Below are 18,259 nucleotides of genomic sequence, written 5' to 3'. Positions count from 1 at the left end.
AAGCCGCTCGCAAGAAAACTTGTAAGCGGCTTTTTGTTAAAAATTAACGAACTGAAACTTAGAACATCACACGTCGTAACGCCAGCTTTTATCTGTAATAACGCGTGCTACAGCAAGACCAATAGGTAAGCAAATAATTACCATGAAAGCGCGGAAAGTCCAGTCTAACGCTGGAAGCGTGTGAAATTGACCAAGATAAAACATTGCGCGATACATATAAAGTCCAGGAACCATAATTACGATAGATGGAACCGTAAGACCTATTCGTGGATAACCCAAATATTGAGGCGCTAATCCGTGACGAACGATAGTTCTCCAAGCAGAAGCTAGCAAACCTGCCAATAAAGCACCGCTGAAAGCTGCAATTTCGGCAGCAACTCCAAAATCTGTCATAGTTAAACGCAATGTGTCAGTAATAGCGCCAATAACGCCAGCAACTAAGCACATTCGTTGTGGAGAATTAAATAGAACTGAGAAGCCCCATACTCCGGCAAAAGCTGTAATAAGTCGAAGAACTGCGTTAAGCCAAGGATTTAATCCGAGAGGAGGGAAGCCTTGAGGATTGAGATGTACAAGGCTTGCAACTGTCCATCCCGCAAGAGTTCCCATCAAAATAATAGCCATTGTGTAACAAAGTCGTTGAATTCCTGAAGGGAAATCAATTTTTGCAATATCTAAACCGCCTGTAATAAGAGGGAATCCAGGAATAACAAACAACACTGAGCCAATATATGCAGTTGTATGATTGAGCGCGCTAGGGTCAAAGAAGCCAATAAGACGTAAAGCCCCAATGCATGATAGTGCACCTATTGCAACAGCTACGAATGTAACTACAAACTGGTTTAGATGCTTCATAAACATTCTGCGACGAATATAGTGACCGATTCCTGCTCCAATAAAAGCACCAATCATGTCGTAAATGCCGCCGCCAAGCAAGAACGCAAAGGATGCGCAAGCAACTGCCGAAGCAAGACCAGCAAACCACGGTTTGTATAGCGGTTTCCTATTTTTAATCAAATCAAGACGGTCATGTACTTCTCTAACCGTAAGAGGATGATTATTTTTAGGCTCGCCATTACTACTGGATGTGTTTACGTGTGAAAAATGTTCAGCATAAGCACTTTCTGGCTGTAATGCAAAAATGCCGCGTGGTTTTTCTTTTTTTATAGCTTCTTGCAACGCTTTCTTTTTTGCAATTTTAGTAGCATTTTCTTCAGACTGCTTAGCTGTTTGTACAATGGTATGTTCGTCGTCGCTCGCTTGCAATGTGTCAACTAATTCCTTAGAAACAGCAGCTTTAGAGTGATATAAAGAATCGTTTCCAAGCTTGACGTTAAACCAATCTGCAAAATGTTCTAGAAGCCAAATGCGCTCAGTGTTAACACCTGTGGTTGGAAGATCTACAACTTCAGTAATTCGCTCATGCTTATCAGTACAAGTTGCTTCAATATCTGTGAGATTCACGTCCGCGCGCACATGTACACCCATTGGTTCGCCGATTCTGTGCATAAGCTCGCGAACTCGGTAGCTTCCTGTGCCTGCTCCTAAGCCGAGCGCACCGACGCGAATAATAATACTCGATTTTGCAGCAATTCCTGCTTGTGTAACTGGCTTATCCCAATCTCGCTCAACATCGTCCATATCGAGTGGAATAGCATGAGTATGAAAACGCCCAGAAGGTTTTCCGACTATATGACCAGTCGAAAGAATTTCAGGCTTATCGCAATCGCAGTTGTTGATGCTGTTGTCGTATTCATTATTCTCAATATTATTCTCTGCTGTACTCACAATTTTTTAGTATACGCAACCCCGTTGCCGAGTTATATTTTGTTGATAAATCAGCATTCTTTACTACGTCCGGTGGTAGTTTCACAATTAACTTGGTATCTCGCTGGAAACAAGGCTGTGGGCTTGCAACTTCTGACCTACATAACCGCGGAGGAGCTGCGGAAGTCAGACGACCAAGCAACCTTAGTCTGGCGTAAGGAGGTCTGATGGCAACAGAAAATCAGCAGGTTACTCCGGCAGACGCAACTATTGTTACGTCTGGTTTAGGGCGAAAAGGCCCAGAGGAGCGTGACCTTCCAGCATCACTTAAGCAAGACATGGATTTGTGCTTGCATATTCTTCGCGATGTTCTTGGCGAATTCGATGAAAAATTATTAGCAGTATTCGACGATGTGCGTTTGAATGCTGTAGAAGCTAGTGCGGCTCATTTTGCGCAAATGGTAGACGCAAAAGTAACTGCAGATGATGGCTTAAGTAAAGCTGTTAGCAGGCTCAACGGAATGAATTTGCACGATACGCAGCTTTTAGCTCGTGCTTTCGCAACATATTTCCACTTGGCAAATTTGTGCGAGGAAAATTATCGTGTTTCTGTACTTCATCAGCGTGAATGTGAAGTTGAAGATTCATTGCCTGTTGATCCAGTTAACGAACTAACTTGTGCTTATCACAAGTTGCTCACTGAAATGAGCCCTGCTGAAGCGAAAGAATTGCTTGCAAAGCTTGAGTTTCATCCTGTATTTACCGCGCACCCAACCGAAGCTCGTCGTAAAGCCGTTGCAGGTAAGATTCGCAGAATTTCGCAATTATTAAGCGAACATCATCGTTTAGGTGGATCTGATAAGCGCGAAAATTATCGTCGTCTCTATAACGAAATTGATGCGCTTCTTCGTACTTCTCCGATTGCTTTAAAGAAGCCGACTCCGGTTGAAGAAGCGGATACTATTCTTGACATTTTTGACGCCACTTTGTTTGACACGATTCCAGTCGTGTATCGTCGATTTGACGATTGGCTGCTTGGTAAGAAGGCTGGATTAGTTCCTCCGCGTTGCCCTGCATTCTTCCATCCAGGAAGCTGGATTGGTTCAGATCGAGATGGCAATCCTAATGTGACAGCTAAAGTGAGCCGTCAAGTCGCTCGAAAGTTTAGCGATCACGTGCTTGCAGCTTTGGAGAATCGCACGCGCGAAGTTGGCAAGTGCTTAACTATGGAAACTCGCACAACTCCTCCAAGCGTGGAGTTGCTTGAATTATGGAATCGTCAGCGCGAAATGAGCGAACAGCTTACAGAAAACGCTTCAGACGTTTCTAATAGTGAGCCACATCGTGCAGTAATGTTGGTAATGGCTGACCGTTTGCATCGCACTATTAGCCGCGATACGGATTTGATGTATCATTCTTGCGAAGATTTCATTGAGGATTTGCAAATTGTGCAACGCTCTTTGGCAGAAGGCGGAGATCCTCGTGCTGCATATGGTCCTTTGCAGGATTTGATTTGGCAAGCGCAAACCTTTGGATTCCACATGGTTGAAATGGAATTCCGTCAGCATTCTCTCGTGCATTCTCGCGCTTTGGAAGATATTCGCGAACATGGATTGCATGGCGAACGCGGTCCGCTTCAGCCAATGACTCGTGAAGTACTCGATACGTTCCGCGCCTTAGGAGCAATTCAAAAGCGCAACGGTATGCGCGCTGCTCGACGTTATATTATTTCCTTCGCAAAATCTGCTCAGCATGTACGTGACGTATTTGAGCTAAATCGTCTTGCTTTCGCTCACCCACAGGATGCGCCAACAATCGACGTCATTCCGCTGTTTGAGCAGTTGGAAGATTTGCAAAACTCTGTAAATGTGCTTGAGGAGATTATTAAAATTCCTGAAGTGCAAGCTCGTCTTAAGGCTACTGGCCGCAAGATGGAAGTTATGCTTGGCTACTCGGATTCTTCCAAGGATGCTGGTCCTACTTCCGCAACGCTTGCTTTGCATTCTGCTCAGGAGCGCATTGCTCAGTGGGCTAAGAAGCACGATATTGATTTGACACTGTTCCACGGCCGCGGCGGTGCTGTTGGTCGCGGTGGCGGTCCTGCAAACCGTGCAGTGCTTGCTCAGCCAGTTGGTTCCGTCAACTGCCGCTTCAAGCTTACTGAGCAGGGCGAAGTTATTTTCGCACGATATGGCAATCCAATTCTTGCTATTCGTCACGTTGAATCCGTTGCTTCTGCAACTTTGCTTCAGTCTTCGCCAAGTGTTGAGAAAACTAACACTGATATGACGAAGAAGTATGCGGATATGGCTGCAAAACTTGATGTTGCAGCTCATGAGCGTTTCCTTGATTTGCTGCAAACGGATGACTTTACTCCATGGTTCTCTACGGTTACGCCGCTTAGTGAGATTGGTTTGCTTCCAATCGGTTCTCGCCCAGCTAAGCGCGGTTTGGGTGCGAAGTCGTTGGATGATTTGCGCACAATCCCGTGGGTGTTCTCCTGGGCTCAGGCTCGCATTAACTTAGCAGCATGGTACGGATTGGGTACTGCTTGCGAAAAGTTTGGCGATTTGGAAACTTTGCGTCGCGCTTACGAAGAGTGGCCGCTGTTTAGTACTTTTATTGACAATATTGAGATGTCTTTGGCTAAAACGGATGAGCGTATTGCTCGCATGTACTTAAGCCTTGGAGATCGCGAAGATTTGAGTGATAAAGTACTTTCAGAAATGCAGCTTACTCGCAAGTGGGTTTTGCAAATTGTTGACGACAAGTGGCCTTTGCAACATCGTCACGTGCTCGGTCAGGCAATCCGCGTGCGCTCGCCTTATGTTGACGCGCTGTCTGTAATCCAGTCGCTTGCATTGCACAAGCTTCGCAACAAGGTAGACAAAGAAGAGCTTAGCGAAAGCCAACAGGCAGAGTTCATCTACCTTATTCTTTGCACTGTTTCTGGTGTTGCTGCAGGCTTGCAGAATACTGGATGATTTTATAAGTTTATGTGATTAAGAAAAGCCTTCGTACTGCTTTATTAGCTGTGCGTTGGCTTTTCTTTTTATAATCATATTTTATAAATTTTGTTAGCTTTTATAGCATATTTTCTATTTAACACAGTAACGATAGAATATGTTTTATAAGTCGAAGTGTTTTTCAAAATTTGTTGATAGCTTGTATTTGTCATCTTTGCGCAAGCGCATCAATACAAGGAGGTAATAATGCACGAGACAGTCAAAGAAGATCTTTTAAAAGAAGATCCACTTTTGGCTACATCTGTGTGGAGCGCGATGCTAGCTGGTAATCGTAAGTTTGCAGAAGGCTCATTAAATTGCCATGGACTTAGTGAAGAAACGAGATTATCTCTTATTGAAGGTCAGCATCCTGGAGCTGTTGTTCTTTCCTGTGCTGACTCGCGCGTGGCTCCAGAATTTGTGTTTGGTGCTGGTTTAGGTGATATTTTTTCTGTCCGCACTGCAGGCGAAGTGCTTGATGATGCTGTAATTGCATCTTTAGAATACGCTGTAAGCGATTTGGGAGTAAAAGTGCTTGTTGTTCTTGGACACGAGCATTGCGGTGCTGTACAAGCCGTTTTGCCGAATGTGCAAAAGCTGGTTTCTAAATACGGCGAAGATGAAACAAGCGAAATAATTGAGTCTAGCGGGTCAATATTGCTTCGTTCTTTAGGGCCGGCTGCGCTCGCAGGTATTGAAGAAGACTTGAGCACGGACGATATTGAGCGCATTCACGTGTCTAATATGTTGGCTGAAATTTGCGATAAATCTCAAATTATTCGTGAAGCCGCTTTTAACGATAACCTTATGCTAGTTGGCGCTAGGTATAGAATGAGTGATGGTTTAGTAGAGGTTCTTTCATGCTAAGTAGCATGTAGTCGCATTTTTAACAGAATTATTAATACGTTGTTAGGTTACAGATATGAATCAATCATCTAAAGATACGCTTGATGCAAATTCTGCAAATTCTGCAAATTCCGCTAATTCTGCGAACTATCTTTTCTTGCTTGTCGGAGCTCCTTTAGTAGCTTTTATTATTGCAGCTGCTCCTGCTTTACAAGGGCAACATCCTTGGTTTCTCGTTGATACAACAATTCGAGGTGTTTCCGGATTGTTGCTACAAGCTATACCTTTTACGCTCATAGGTGTGCTTGTTTCTGCTGCAGTAGAAACTTGGGTAACTGCTGATTTTATTGAGAAACATGTTCCAAAATCTACAGCAAATGGTTTCTTGGCTGCCATATTAGCCGGCGTCTGTATGCCGGTTTGTGATTGTGTAGTCGTTCCAACGTTTTCTCGTTTAGTTGCAAGAAAACTACCATTGCCGTGCGCCATAACTTTTCTATGTGCAGTTCCTGTTGTAAATCCAGTATCTGTATTGGCAACATTTTATGCGTTTTCTGACGCTCCAGCTGTTGCTATTATGCGTATTGCTCTAGGTGTTGGTATTGCATTATTAGTTGGATTAAGTTTTGTTATATTCCCTTCGAAAACCAATATTTTGCGTAAGAAAATTTTAGTAGAAAGCGAATCTTCTTTACATTGTTCTTGCGAATTGAATAACGAAAGTGATCTCACAAAAAGTAATATTGAAAAGCATAGTATTTCTGCGCAAATTCGCAAATATGTGCAGCATATACATCAGGATTTAATAAAATTAATTCCAATTATTGTATGTGGAACTATAGTTGCTTCTGTAATTCGCGCATGGCTCGGAGCTGATCCTGCTTCTCGCGTGCAAGTGAGTAATGTTTTCATTGCTATTCCTGTAATGATGGCTATTGCGTACGCAAGCTCTCTATGCTCCAGCTCAGATGCTGTAATTGCAAGAAGTTTAGCAACATCATTGCCTATGTCGTCGGTGCTAGTATTTCTGCTGTTTGGTCCTATGCTTGATTTAAAGAATACGCTTATGCTCGTTGAGGATTGCCGTGGTAAATTTGTGTGGCGCTTAACATTAACTATTGCTTTTGCGTGCTTCCTAGCGTCATTATTAGCTCACTGGGCTTGGGGGTTCATCGCATGAAAAAGCAAAAATGTGTTGAGCATAATGCTTGTAAAAAAATCACTTTAGCTCAATTGGTAGAAGCTATTTTATTGCTATTTTTTGCAGTCATAATTGCGAAAGTTACTTTAAGCGGTAGATATACGCTTTTTACTACGCCTAGAGCATATTATTATTTGTTAATTACTGCTATTTTGCTATTTATTTTGTCTATATGTGCTGCGATTGGATGGTTTTTTGTTTCTTCGCGCGATGTTTGGCGTATGTTTGTAGCTTTCGTTGTTCCTGCGCTACTTATTATTGTTCCTTTGCGTTACGCTCAAAATATTAGTGTAGATGGATTCGACCAGTATGCTGGCGGTCGTGCTATTGCTATTCGTAGCCAAAATTATCCTTTGCCAGGATTGTATGAAAAATCTCATGAGATAACAGTTGATGATGATGATTTCGGCTCCTGGTATGACGAAATCGATCATAATGCTGCAAAATATGATGGATACGCGATTACTCTTACAGGTTTTGTCAGCAGAGATTCTACGTTGAATGCAAATCAATTTAGGGTATCTCGTCAGCTTATGTCATGCTGTATTCTCGACATGTCTCCGTTTGGATTAGTTGCCGAAAAATCAAATATTGGCGAAATTCAAGATCATGAATGGGTGCGTGTTCGTGCACGCGTTTCTAGAGGCAATATTGGCATTCCTGGATATCAGCATCCTGGAGTTGTGCTGCACGTTATATCAATGCAAACAGCTCAAGCTCCAACTGGATATTTTTATCGCCCATAAATAATTTATCTTCGTTAATGGTGATAATTATTTTAGAATTGTTGATATCGCATAGAAGTAAACTAAGATAACAAGTATGGCGATTGGTTTTAATATTCTACTCATTATGATTTTTTTGCTATTTGGTTCCGTATTTGCGGCAACCGAATTAGCTTTAGTGAGCTTGAGAAGTTCGCAAATTGATCGCATGGAATTGCAGGATGCGCGTGGTGCTAGAGTTGCAAAAATTGCCCGCGATCCTAACACTTTTCTATCTGCTCTACAAATTGGAGTAACTCTTTCTGGCTTTCTTTCTGCATCGTTTGGTGAGTCTGCTTTAGCTCCGTATGTTGTGCCGGTTGTATGTTCATGGGGTGTTTCTTCGCACGTTGCTGGTCCACTTACAACAATCTTTCTAACTCTTGTTATTTCTTACTGTTCTATTGTTATTTCTGAATTAGTTCCAAAACGTATTGCTATGCAGCGTGCTGAGCAGATTGCGCGAGCGGTTGTGCCGGCGGTTGATGTTTTCTCAAAGATTTGCAAGCCTTTAATTTGGCTTATTGGAAAGAATACTAACGGTTTTGTGCGCATTCTTGGCTTTGATCCTAATGAGAAGGAAAGCGAAGTTTCTGACGAAGAATTGCGCGTGCTTGTCAATAGCAATAAGCGTTTAAGTCAAGATGAGCGCACTATTTTGGATGATGTGTTTGATGCGTCTGAAACTATTGTTGCTGAAGTAATGCGTCCTCGTGCTGATGTTGAGTTTTTGGATGGTTCATTGAGCCTTGAAGAAGCTGCCGCGAAAATTCGTGAGCTTCCGTATTCTCGCTACCCTGTTATTGGCAAAGATTTTGATGATGTTATAGGTTTTGTGCATGTTCGTGATTTGCTAGATGTGCGTGATCCAAATGCAAAAACTGTTGCAGATGTAACTCGCGAAGGAATTAGTCTTCCTGGAACTTCCAAACTATTGCCGAGCCTGGAACTTCTTCGTAAACGTGGTATTCATTTGGCTGTTGTCATCGATGAATATGGTGGAACTGACGGTATTGTTACGCTCGAGGACATGACAGAAGAGCTAGTTGGAGATATTCGCGATGAATATGATTTGCCTGGTGAAACTGAGCAAAATAATGTGAATAAAACAACTGCTTTTGTAAATGGTGTTGCAAAAATTGATGGCGGTATGACCATTGAAGATTTTGCTGACATTACCGGCATTGAGCTTGAGGACGGTCCGTATGAGACTGTTGCAGGCTACTTTTTAGCGCATACTGGCTCAATGGGAAGTGTTGGAGCTGTTTTGCATGATGCGGATGGTTACGATATGACTGTAACTGCGGTTGATGGTAGGCGTATTGCGACGATTGAAGTGCGTCGCCGTGCGTAGTTTAAGCCATAGCAGTAGAATAATAACGGTATTAACAAACCTAAGGAAGGATAGAACATGGCTTTGTTGCATATTTTGCCAGGTCTCGACGAAGCGGCCAGTGAAAAGGCTGTTGCCATTTTACAGAATCGTTTAAGCCACGAGCAGGAGGCTGCTTTGGTGCTTAAGCATGCGCATTGGAATGTTACTGGCCCAGATTTTATTGCTGTGCACGAAATGCTTGATCCGCAGGTTGCTGAAGTTTTGGCGCAGGCGGATGAAACTGCTGAGCGAATTGCAACTTTGGGTGGCTCTCCACTTGGCCGCGCAGACGATGTTGTTGCAGCTCGCACATGGAAGCGTTTTGCTTTGACTGGTCGCAAGTCTACAAAGGAGTATTTGCAAGCACTTATTGAGTACTATAACGATATGATTGCAGACGATCGCAAGGCTATCGCGGAACTTGATGAGCTTGATTTAGTTAGCTCAAATATTATTCAAGATCATGTTCAACAGTTGGAAAAGTTCCAGTGGTTCATGCGTAGCCATCTTGATTAATTATTCTCTGTTTAATTTTTTTGATTCAAACCGCAACACGCTGTTTTCTTTTTATGGCGTGTTGCGGTTTGACATTTTCTGTGTCTGTGCTAATGTAACTACTTGTATGTTTTAGGCATACGAGTTGGGCCCGTAGCTCAGGTGGTTAGAGCGCATCCCTGATAAGGATGAGGTCGGAGGTTCAAGTCCTCCCGGGCCCACGATAGAATGACATCATTCTTTTAAATGGGGCTATGGCGCAGCTGGTAGCGCATCTGCTTTGCAAGCAGAGGGTCAGGAGTTCGAGTCTCCTTAGCTCCACGAACAGGGTTCTGATTGATTTTTCAATCAGAACTTTTTGTTTATTAATTTATTTTTTGAGTTTGCTTTAGTTTTTATTGTTTAAGCTTGCGTTTATGAGAATGCTTCTCATCAAGGCCTATTGGTACAATAATTACATATAAATAAACATAAGTATCTTTACGCCGTGTATTGAGTGCAGCTAAATCAAATCTGCTCTCAATGGGTTAACAAGGCGTGAAATCGTGTGTTAGCAGCGTCTTAAGCGGTTAACCTGATCAGCGTAAGGAAAGTGTATGCGTAAACTTTTAGCATATTGCCGTCGTGCACCTCAATTAACAGTCGTAATTCTTGCTTTTCCGTTTATTGCGGCTTTGTACTCGTATAATTTGCCTATATTAACTACTTTCTGTGAGCAAATATCTAATCTTTCGCAGCAAATCTTTGATTTCTTAAATCTTGGTTGCGATATTTCCATAAGTCTTAGTATCGGGAAAACTATTATCGCTATTCTCGTTTTATATACCAGCCTTATTTCTTTGCGCAACATGATTAAAAATTTATTGCGCGGAACTTTAGGCATTGATTTGCTAGCTTTTGTTGCATTACTTGCAACGCTTTGTATTGGTGAGTTTTGGGCAAGCTATTTGATTGTTGTAATGGTTTGGACGGGAGAGGCAATTGAAGATTTTGCGCATATGAAAGCCCAGCGCAATCTATCTCTTTTAGTAAGCGCAGCACCAAAAACTGCTCACCTTATGACTTTGCCAGGCCTTGAGCATGGAATGGATAATAATCAAGCAAATGATGAATCATACGAACCGCCATGTTTGAGTGAAAATCAGTGCAAGCCTAGCTCGTGTGTGCTGTGCCAGCATGCTGAATTTAGAAAAGTAGATGCCGCTAATTCTAAGCAATCTAATATTAGCGAGCAAAATTGCGACTATAAACACAATATTTGTTCATTTTTGCAAGCGTCTACAGACGGCGAAATCTCCTCAAATTTGCAGCGTTACAAAACGGTTCCAGTTGATGAATTAAATATTGGAAACGTAATTATTGTGCTTCCTGGCGAAACTGTGCCAGTTGATGGTGAGCTGTTAAGCGGTTCTGCAATTTTAGACACAAGTGCTATTAACGGAGAATCCGTTCCTAGAGAAGTCTATGCGGGAGCTGCAGTGCTTTCAGGCTGTGTAAACGGTGGAGTTGTGCTTATTATGCGCGTAACAAAGCTGTCTAAAAACTCGCAGTATCAGAAAATCATGCAGCTTGTTGAGTCTGCTAGGTCTTCTAAAGCTGCAGTAGTTAGATTTGCAGACATGTTATCTGTGCCATTTACTGTTTTGTCTTTTGTAATTGCTGGTTTTGCTTGGGGCTTTTCTGGAGATGCTCTTAGATTTGCGCAAGTGCTAGTTTTGGCAACTCCTTGCCCGCTGCTTATTGCGGTGCCGGTTGCGTGCATGGCTGGAACTGGGCGTTTAGCGAAACTTGGAATTGTTGTTAAAAGTCAGGATGTGCTTGAGCAATTAAGTCGTGTAACAGATGTATTTTTTGACAAAACTGGCACGTTGACTGTAAAACAGCCGCAAGTTGTAAACGTAGACGTAATCGATACTACGCAGAAGGCTGATCGTATTGTAATGCTCGCAGGTGTTCTAGAGACGTATTCTCAGCACATACTTGCAGGTGGTATTGCTAAAGCGGGAGCAAGCTTGTGGGAAAATGCTCACCCATCGTCGGTTCCGCAGCTTCCTAGCGTGCGAGAATACCCTGTAGTGCACAGTGTTAAAGAAACTGCAGGTCAGGGTATTCAGGGCGTTGTAGACGGTATTTTAGTACGTGTAGGCAGACGCAAGTACGTTACAGAGCAAAACGCGAATCAAACTATAGGCAAATCTCTTGCAGCAGACGAAATGGCAACCTACGTGTCTTTTGACGGCGTGCTGGTAGGAAGAATCGTATTAAAAGACGTGCCGCGCGATAACGCGAAATCAACCATTGACGCATTGTGTACACTTGGTGCGCGCTCAATATCTATTCTTACTGGCGATAGTTTGCAAGCTGCAACAACAATTGGTAAAAGTGTTGGAATTGAAACAATATATGCAGATTTACTTCCGCAAGATAAATTAGCGCATGTAAAAAAACATAATTACAATGCGTATAAAAATAAGCAAAATTCAACTGTAACAATGATGGTTGGAGATGGTGTAAACGATGCTCCAGTGCTTGCAGCTGCCGATATTGGCGTAGCAGTAACGGATGGCACAGATACGGCAGCATCTGAATGCGCACAGGTAGTTATTATGAACAACGATATTTCTTCTGTTGCAAGCGCAATAAGAGTAGCAAAACATACTAAACGCGTTATGGTTCAGTCAGTATTGATGGGCATTGGATTAGCAATTATAAGTATGATTTTTGCGGCTTTCGGTTTTATTCCAGCAGTTATTGGCGCAATGATGCAAGAAGCAATTGATGTTGTTGCTATTATGTGGGCTTTAACAGCATTGCGCGGACGAAAATAAAAATATTTTTTGGCAATATTTTTACGATATTCATTACGACACCTTTAATAATATTCGTTTGAGTATTTTATCGTTTGAGCATGTTGTAAGACGAAGTAATGCGCTAGTCTAATTATGAAAGCATACGAGTTAGCTGCAAACGGTAACGACTCAAGCTTGTACGTAACTTATTTCTGGCGAAGAATTACATATAAACGCTTTACAGTTACGCTGCTGAGTGATTGAGGCAACCTATGCTTGTAGGCCGCGCTAAATAGCGCGAAAACGGCGAAAAGTGCCGTATAATACAGCTCAATATGGGGATAATAATGAAAAAAAATAATTTAAGCGAAAATATTTCACGAGAAACATCTCAACTGCGTATTGCTGTAATAGGAGCAGGCCCTGCAGGAGTGTACTCTTCCGATATCTTCTTACGTCAGATTGCAAAGCGTGGAGAAGAATTGGGATTAGGCTCTAGCGCTCGCATTGATCTTTTTGAAAAATTGCCAGTGCCTTTCGGCTTAGTGCGTTACGGAGTAGCTCCTGACCATCCAAGTATCAAATTTATTGCGGATGCGCTTGAAAAGACGCTTGATAATCCAAATATTCATCTTTATGCAAATGTTGAATTTGGTAAAGATATTGCATTAGAAGATTTACTTCATAGATATGATGCTGTGTTATTTGCAACGGGTGCTGTGAAAGATAGGCCTCTTCGAGGAGTTCCAGGTGCCGATTTAGACGGAGTGTACGGAGCTGCAAAATTCGTAGAATGGTACGATGGATACCCAACTAGCAATCGAGAATGGCCGCTTGAAGCCAAGGAAGTAGCTGTTATTGGTGGCGGAAATGTGGCAATGGATGTTGCTCGTGAGCTTTTACGAGATCCTGATTATTTGCGCGCTCATACGGATATTCCAGACGATGTGTATGAAGGATTGAAACAAAATCGCACTCAAACTTTACATCTATTTATTCGACGAGGTGTAGCTCAAGCGAAATTCTCAGTGCAAGAATTGCGTGAAATGGAAAAGTTACAGGGTGTGCAAATAATTATTAACGAAGATGATTTTGAACTTGACGATGAGACTATTGAAGTAGCCGGTAACGATAAGCTCACGCGTCAAATGGTTGAGGAGCTTTTCGCTATTCGCGATATGGCTGAAGATATGGAAGATGGCGGAAACGTTGATTTTGAGGGGAAGCCAGCCAACAAACGCTATATTATCCACTTCAACTGTGCGCCGGTAGAAATTCTTGGTGAAGATGGACATGTGAAGGCAATACGAGTTGAGCGCACGACTACAAGCGCCGATGGCAAAATGACTCGTACTGGAGAGTTCGAGGAATACGCCGTTCAAGCTGTATACCATGCCATTGGCTACCATCCTGCAGAAGTTGCAGGTATTGCTTACGACGAAAAGCGTACTTTGCTTGCAAATATTGATGGGCGCTTAGTGGAGTCTGTAGAAAATGGCGAAGTTCGTGAGCGATTGTATGCAACTGGCTGGGCTAAGCGTGGGCCGGTAGGATTAATCGGCTCTACAAAATCTGATGCTCTTTTGATTGTTAATAATATGCTTGAAGATTTATCTAAAGCTGGCAATGCTGGGCGAATCGCACCTGATCGCGATGAAAATTCTATAGATAAATTATTGGCAGAAAAGGGCATTAAACCAATTGATTACGCCGGTTGGAAGCGAGTTGACTCTTATGAGCGTGAACTTGGAGCCAATGAGCAGAGAACTCGAAAGAAAGTTGTTTCAGCTTCTGAACTTGTAAATATTGCTTTAGGTAGCAAATAATGCCCTAAATAAACTGAAAATATCACTTAGTATTTAAGTTTGTAGTTAGTAAATACGCAGTATATATTCAGAAAAATTTAAGTTCGCATTATTAAGATAGCTCATATGTTGAAAGGCTTGAGAATACACTATGGCAGCTTAAAAGCCGCACTATTTTTTGTTGTTGTGTGGCTTTTTCTTGCCTTATGTTGGGTTCTTACTGGCTCGCATCTGTCTTCACTAATATGGTTCATTATTCCTGGTATTGCATTTAGTGTTTTTGCTTATTGGTGCTCAAGTAAGCTTGCGATTATTGCTATGCATGCTACAGAGGTTAGTGAAGAAGAAGAGCCTGTGCTTTACGCAATGGTCAGAGATTTGTCTGCTCGAATTGGTAAACCTATGCCGCGAGTAATGGTTTCTCCCTACGAAAGTCCTAATGCTTTTGCAACTGGTAGAAGTGAGCGTCATGCGAGTATATGTTGTACTCGTGGTTTGATTAATATTCTTAACGAGCGCGAGTTACGTAGTGTTATTGGTCATGAATTAACTCATATTTATAATCATGATATTCTCGCTTCTTCGCTGGCTACTGCTACAGCAACAGTATTAACGTACGTTGGTTCTTGGCTTGTTTATGTCGGTGATACATATCGTCGTGATATTCGCAAGTATTGCAAATTTATTGGTAAGTTTTTGAATATTTTATTCGCTCCTATTGCTTCTGTTATTATCAATGCAATTATTCCTGGTTCGCGTGAATTTGACGCAGATAAGGGAAGTAGTGAAATTACTGGAGATTTTGCTGCGCTTGCTTCCGCACTTAATAAAATTACTTACGGCATGCAGCTTCACGAGATGAAATCTACTGCTGGATTGCAGGCTGTTGCTTCTTTGATGATTATTTGTCCATGGAATAATAACGCTCCTGCGCTTGTGCGTTTGTGTACTGCGCGTCCTACTGTTCAGGATAGGATTGGGCGTTTAATGAGCATTGCTGCATGAATATTTTGTTTGTTGAACTTGCTTGTCTTGTTTATTGAGTTCATAAACTGATTCCTAAATATTGAAGCGGTAAGCTGTGCATGATACCCTTAGATGGTTGTTGAAACTAGTTTGCTTTTAAGTTACAGCATGCGGATGTAGTTCATCGGTAGAATGGAAGCTTCCCAAGCTTCAGAGGCGGGTTCGACTCCCGTCATCCGCTCCATTCAGATTGTAAAATTGTATAAGTTGTAGTTTTTGTACATTGGATGTATAAAAACTACAACTTACGCGTTAGTTAAACTTTCTTTTTCTTGCAATTGTCACGATTGTGCTAGCAAACAGCATTAATGCAACGCTAAGTACAATTGGAATTATTTGTATTCCAGTACGAGGGAGTGCATTATTGGCTATTGTGGATTGTTTGTGTAAATGAGGGTCTTTCTTTACTAAAGTATTCGTCCACGCAACTTGTTTACCGTTTTCGTCAATAAGGACAATCGTATGATTGCCTTTATATTCTTCTGGGATAACTACGTCGAATACAATTCTGCCATATTCATTAATGTGAACTGTTACATATTTCATTCCATTTGCGCTATAAAGAAGTTTAGGGTTGGAATATATGTAGGCATAAGCTTTTACTGCTTTTTCTAGTTGTAATCTGCGCATGAATTCTGATGTTGCATTTACTGTAACAGTGATATGGTTATTTTTTCCCGCATAAGCAATGTTATTATTCCCGACGGTGAGAGTGTTGCACAACGCTGGAAGTAAATCTGCAATACTCTTTGGTGCTGATGGAATCTGTTGCTGTAATGTGTGTGATTCTGAGTTTGCGTTAAGCTCTATGTGGTTTTCGCGCATAGAATCGTTACTAACTGCAGGAGTTTGTAGAGTTTTGGAAGGATGTGTTGGTTCGGGAAATCCCATGCTTGGAATTTCCTTATGGTCTTGATCGAACTTATTAGTCTGTGGGGTTGTGCTATTTGCAGACTTATCAGGTTCGCCATTGCTAGAGTGTTCACTGTTGTCAGAATGAGATTCTGGTGTTGGTGGAACAGGTTGTGACTCTGGTTTAGGCGCAGGCGTTGGTTCCGGTGTTGGTGGTACAGGTGTCGGAGGTACGGGAGTTGGTGTTGGAGTTGGTGTCACTGGCGTCGCTGGTGTTAGCTCGACCCATGGTGTTGATTTCTTTGCAGGAATTAACTCGAACCACGTAATACTCTTTTTAGCTGGGTTTAGTGGTGTTGCTGGAATGATTTCTACAACGTGAGCTTTAAGAGTTACTTTCTGTTTTGCTTTGTTTGCAAAGGTTATTTCTACAATAAATGTTGTTTCTCCAGTGTTTGTTGTGTTTGGTTGTTTTACAACTTGTACTGTGCTGTTTTCTGGTAAGTTTTTTAAATATGGTTTGAAGTCGAAATTATCGGGGATTTTATTGTCTTTTTTGACTTCTATTTTCTTGCCGGATTCAGCAGTAACATTTGGAAGTTCCTCGATATTAGCCAATCGTTTATGAATAGTTATTGGAACTATAATAGTTTCTAATATTCTACCAGATAGTACGAGTAGTATTTTTCCTTCGTAGTTGCCGCATTGAGAAGTGTCAATTTTGTCGTATTCTGTAATGTCTGTAATGGTAGAGCCTTGCGGTATATCGTTAGGATTAAGAAGATGCTTTATTGTTGTGCCTTTTGGCAATGGATCATTTTCCATAATGTCAATATTCGTAATTTTAGGTTCGAAAGCTTGTTCGTCAGTTTTAATAACTGGTTCGTTAACTAATCCGTCGAGTGCATCAATTTTGCGACCGGTTCCTTCAATTTTATTGCGTTCGCCAACTGTGAATCCTTTGAAACTATCCATTCTAGGCTCAAAGTAACTACGAGATCCGTGACCTTCTCCAGATTTTCCTATGCTTATTGCGCCGTTAAGGTTTCCTATTGGTCCTATTACTTTATCGTTATCCACTTTGTAGTGAACGGCATAACCTTCTTTAGTTAGTTTATCGCCAAAATTAGATGTTTCCCAAAGCCATTTGTTGAATATATTTCCTTTAATCCTTGGGGCGTTAAAAGTATAAGCTTTAATGTTAAAAATGGCACCGCTGCTTTTAGCTCGAATTAAGGCTCTTTGTGCTAAGTATCCGCCTAAAGAGTGACCTGTAACATATAAATTGCTTACAGTGTTCTTTTGTTTATATTCATCAATTAATTTATCTATATCAGCAGCTTGGCCTGGGTTTGAGCCAGTTCCAAGCAATACGTCATTCCATACGTCAGCGCTGCCTTCAGTTCCGCGGATTCCGAGAACTTGCACGCCGTTTTGCTCAATAAATGGATACGCAGGATTTACATTTTCAAACAATATGGCATCAAATCCACCCCTATAATGGTATGTTTCCTTGACTTTCCAGAATGGCGCGAGCTCGTTGTGCATAAGGCGGTACTCATTGCGATTTTTGTAAATGTCAGTGAGTGGTTTTGAATAGTCAAGTACTTTTTTGACATAATCGTCATCCCTGTACACAAGTTCCATAAACAGCGCCATGTCTCGGGGACTAATATCCCACCTGCGAGGATTGTTATCGTTTTTGTCGTCTAAGCCATCGCCGTCGGTGTCCTTAATAAGCGGATGTGAATTATATCCGTAATATGTTCTTCCGTCTTTCACGTAAGTGTAAAGTTCTTCGCTGTTCTTCAGACCGTCGCCGTCGCTATCTGCATTTGGATCTAGCTCGGGCTTGTGATATAGCAATGAGTCAATCTGATTATTTTCCAAACGAATTCGACCAGTAGAAATGTCGTGAGCGGTTTGTGCGGTAAGAGGTATGTGCACTGGTGACGTTTCTTCTGCCGCTGCGGTTGTTGCTAACGAAGGTATGTAAACCAGCGATGAAATGATCAAACCAAAAGTTAATACAATTCCACTAATTGTGTGAATGGTACTTACTTTTCTCATACTGCTATTCCTTACTTTTTTGTACAGACTTCTACTTTATTTTGAAAATATTTTTGCGAGCAGCGCAACAGATTTAGCTCAACTTGTTGATTCTATCAGTTTTAACAACTTTATAAAATTGTATCTAGTTGAATCAGATAATTTTAATAAGTACCAAAAGTTAATACTTAAGCTTATGCGGTGTAATAGAAAAGAATTTCATTAGATTAATTGATATAGAAAAAGCGCTGAGCTACTTGTGATATTAATGAATCATTGGTAAAT

11 protein-coding genes and 3 tRNA genes are annotated in these 18,259 nt (G+C 41.6%); 12 read left to right on the top strand and 2 right to left on the bottom strand.

Annotated features, from left to right (window positions below; translation table 11 throughout):
- Nucleotides 1-66 precede the first annotated feature (66 nt).
- Nucleotides 67-1,788, bottom strand: a complete 1,722-nt coding sequence (locus tag HXT37_RS00220; RefSeq protein WP_076002508.1) for a threonine/serine ThrE exporter family protein — start codon at nt 1,786-1,788, stop codon at nt 67-69.
- A 206-nt stretch (nt 1,789-1,994) separates the two neighbouring features.
- On the opposite strand from HXT37_RS00220, the gene HXT37_RS00215 reads away from it, so the two are divergent.
- From HXT37_RS00215 to HXT37_RS00160, 12 genes are all read left to right on the top strand, one after another.
- Nucleotides 1,995-4,751: a phosphoenolpyruvate carboxylase gene (locus HXT37_RS00215; RefSeq protein ID WP_415692854.1), complete on the top strand. Its 2,757-nt coding sequence runs from the start codon at nt 1,995-1,997 to the stop codon at nt 4,749-4,751.
- A gap of 228 nt (nt 4,752-4,979) precedes the next feature.
- Nucleotides 4,980-5,639 (top strand): carbonic anhydrase, encoded by a 660-nt coding sequence (locus HXT37_RS00210; protein ID WP_421779524.1) that lies wholly within the window; start codon nt 4,980-4,982, stop codon nt 5,637-5,639.
- 55 nt (nt 5,640-5,694) lie between these two features.
- Complete coding sequence (locus HXT37_RS00205) at nt 5,695-6,798, top strand: permease (RefSeq protein ID WP_102155580.1); 1,104 nt, start codon at nt 5,695-5,697, stop codon at nt 6,796-6,798.
- The gene (locus HXT37_RS00200; protein WP_421779522.1) at nt 6,795-7,565 is read left to right on the top strand and encodes a TIGR03943 family putative permease subunit; all 771 of its coding nucleotides are present in this window, start codon (nt 6,795-6,797) and stop codon (nt 7,563-7,565) included. Before HXT37_RS00205 ends, HXT37_RS00200 begins: the two co-directional genes overlap by 4 nt.
- 76 nt (nt 7,566-7,641) lie before the next feature.
- Nucleotides 7,642-8,937 carry a hemolysin family protein gene (locus HXT37_RS00195; RefSeq protein ID WP_012913683.1) on the top strand — a complete coding sequence of 432 codons (1,296 nt, stop codon included), beginning with the start codon at nt 7,642-7,644 and terminating at the stop codon, nt 8,935-8,937.
- 57 nt (nt 8,938-8,994) lie between these two features.
- A complete protein-coding gene (locus HXT37_RS00190) occupies nt 8,995-9,474 on the top strand; it encodes a Dps family protein (protein ID WP_012913682.1) in 480 nt (159 codons plus the stop codon).
- 126 nt (nt 9,475-9,600) lie between these two features.
- Nucleotides 9,601-9,674: transfer RNA gene (locus HXT37_RS00185), tRNA-Ile, on the top strand.
- Nucleotides 9,675-9,701: 27 nt separating this feature from the next.
- Nucleotides 9,702-9,774: transfer RNA gene (locus HXT37_RS00180), tRNA-Ala, on the top strand.
- Nucleotides 9,775-10,049: 275 nt separating this feature from the next.
- On the top strand, nt 10,050-12,281 hold the full coding sequence (locus HXT37_RS00175; RefSeq protein WP_421779520.1) for a heavy metal translocating P-type ATPase: 2,232 nt from the start codon (nt 10,050-10,052) through the stop codon (nt 12,279-12,281).
- A gap of 308 nt (nt 12,282-12,589) precedes the next feature.
- Nucleotides 12,590-14,068, top strand: a complete 1,479-nt coding sequence (locus tag HXT37_RS00170) for an FAD-dependent oxidoreductase (RefSeq protein ID WP_174182707.1) — start codon at nt 12,590-12,592, stop codon at nt 14,066-14,068.
- Between the two features lie 105 nt (nt 14,069-14,173).
- Nucleotides 14,174-15,052: a M48 family metalloprotease gene (locus tag HXT37_RS00165; RefSeq protein WP_076002503.1), complete on the top strand. Its 879-nt coding sequence runs from the start codon at nt 14,174-14,176 to the stop codon at nt 15,050-15,052.
- A 131-nt stretch (nt 15,053-15,183) separates the two neighbouring features.
- Nucleotides 15,184-15,257 (top strand) — tRNA-Gly (locus tag HXT37_RS00160).
- A gap of 68 nt (nt 15,258-15,325) precedes the next feature.
- On the opposite strand, the gene HXT37_RS00155 is transcribed toward HXT37_RS00160, so the two are convergent.
- A complete protein-coding gene (locus HXT37_RS00155) occupies nt 15,326-17,995 on the bottom strand; it encodes a Rib/alpha-like domain-containing protein (RefSeq protein ID WP_421779518.1) in 2,670 nt (889 codons plus the stop codon).
- Between the last annotated feature and the right edge of the window lie 264 nt (nt 17,996-18,259).

The sequence above is a fragment of the Gardnerella sp. DNF01151 genome (assembly GCF_049244235.1).
GTDB lineage: Bacteria > Actinomycetota > Actinomycetes > Actinomycetales > Bifidobacteriaceae > Bifidobacterium > Bifidobacterium swidsinskii.
The sequence above is the reverse complement of the archived record's forward strand: the minus strand, read 5'-3'. Positions and strand labels throughout refer to the sequence as shown.

Coding starts and splice junctions, on each gene's coding strand:
- HXT37_RS00190 (WP_012913682.1), top strand. CDS start 8,995: ATGGCTTTGTTGCATATTTTGCCAGGTCTCGACGAAGCGGCCAGTGAA.
- HXT37_RS00170 (WP_174182707.1), top strand. CDS start 12,590: ATGAAAAAAAATAATTTAAGCGAAAATATTTCACGAGAAACATCTCAA.
- HXT37_RS00175 (WP_421779520.1), top strand. CDS start 10,050: ATGCGTAAACTTTTAGCATATTGCCGTCGTGCACCTCAATTAACAGTC.
- HXT37_RS00200 (WP_421779522.1), top strand. CDS start 6,795: ATGAAAAAGCAAAAATGTGTTGAGCATAATGCTTGTAAAAAAATCACT.
- HXT37_RS00195 (WP_012913683.1), top strand. CDS start 7,642: ATGGCGATTGGTTTTAATATTCTACTCATTATGATTTTTTTGCTATTT.
- HXT37_RS00205 (WP_102155580.1), top strand. CDS start 5,695: ATGAATCAATCATCTAAAGATACGCTTGATGCAAATTCTGCAAATTCT.
- HXT37_RS00210 (WP_421779524.1), top strand. CDS start 4,980: ATGCACGAGACAGTCAAAGAAGATCTTTTAAAAGAAGATCCACTTTTG.
- HXT37_RS00155 (WP_421779518.1), bottom strand. CDS start 17,995: ATGAGAAAAGTAAGTACCATTCACACAATTAGTGGAATTGTATTAACT.
- HXT37_RS00215 (WP_415692854.1), top strand. CDS start 1,995: ATGGCAACAGAAAATCAGCAGGTTACTCCGGCAGACGCAACTATTGTT.
- HXT37_RS00165 (WP_076002503.1), top strand. CDS start 14,174: ATGTTGAAAGGCTTGAGAATACACTATGGCAGCTTAAAAGCCGCACTA.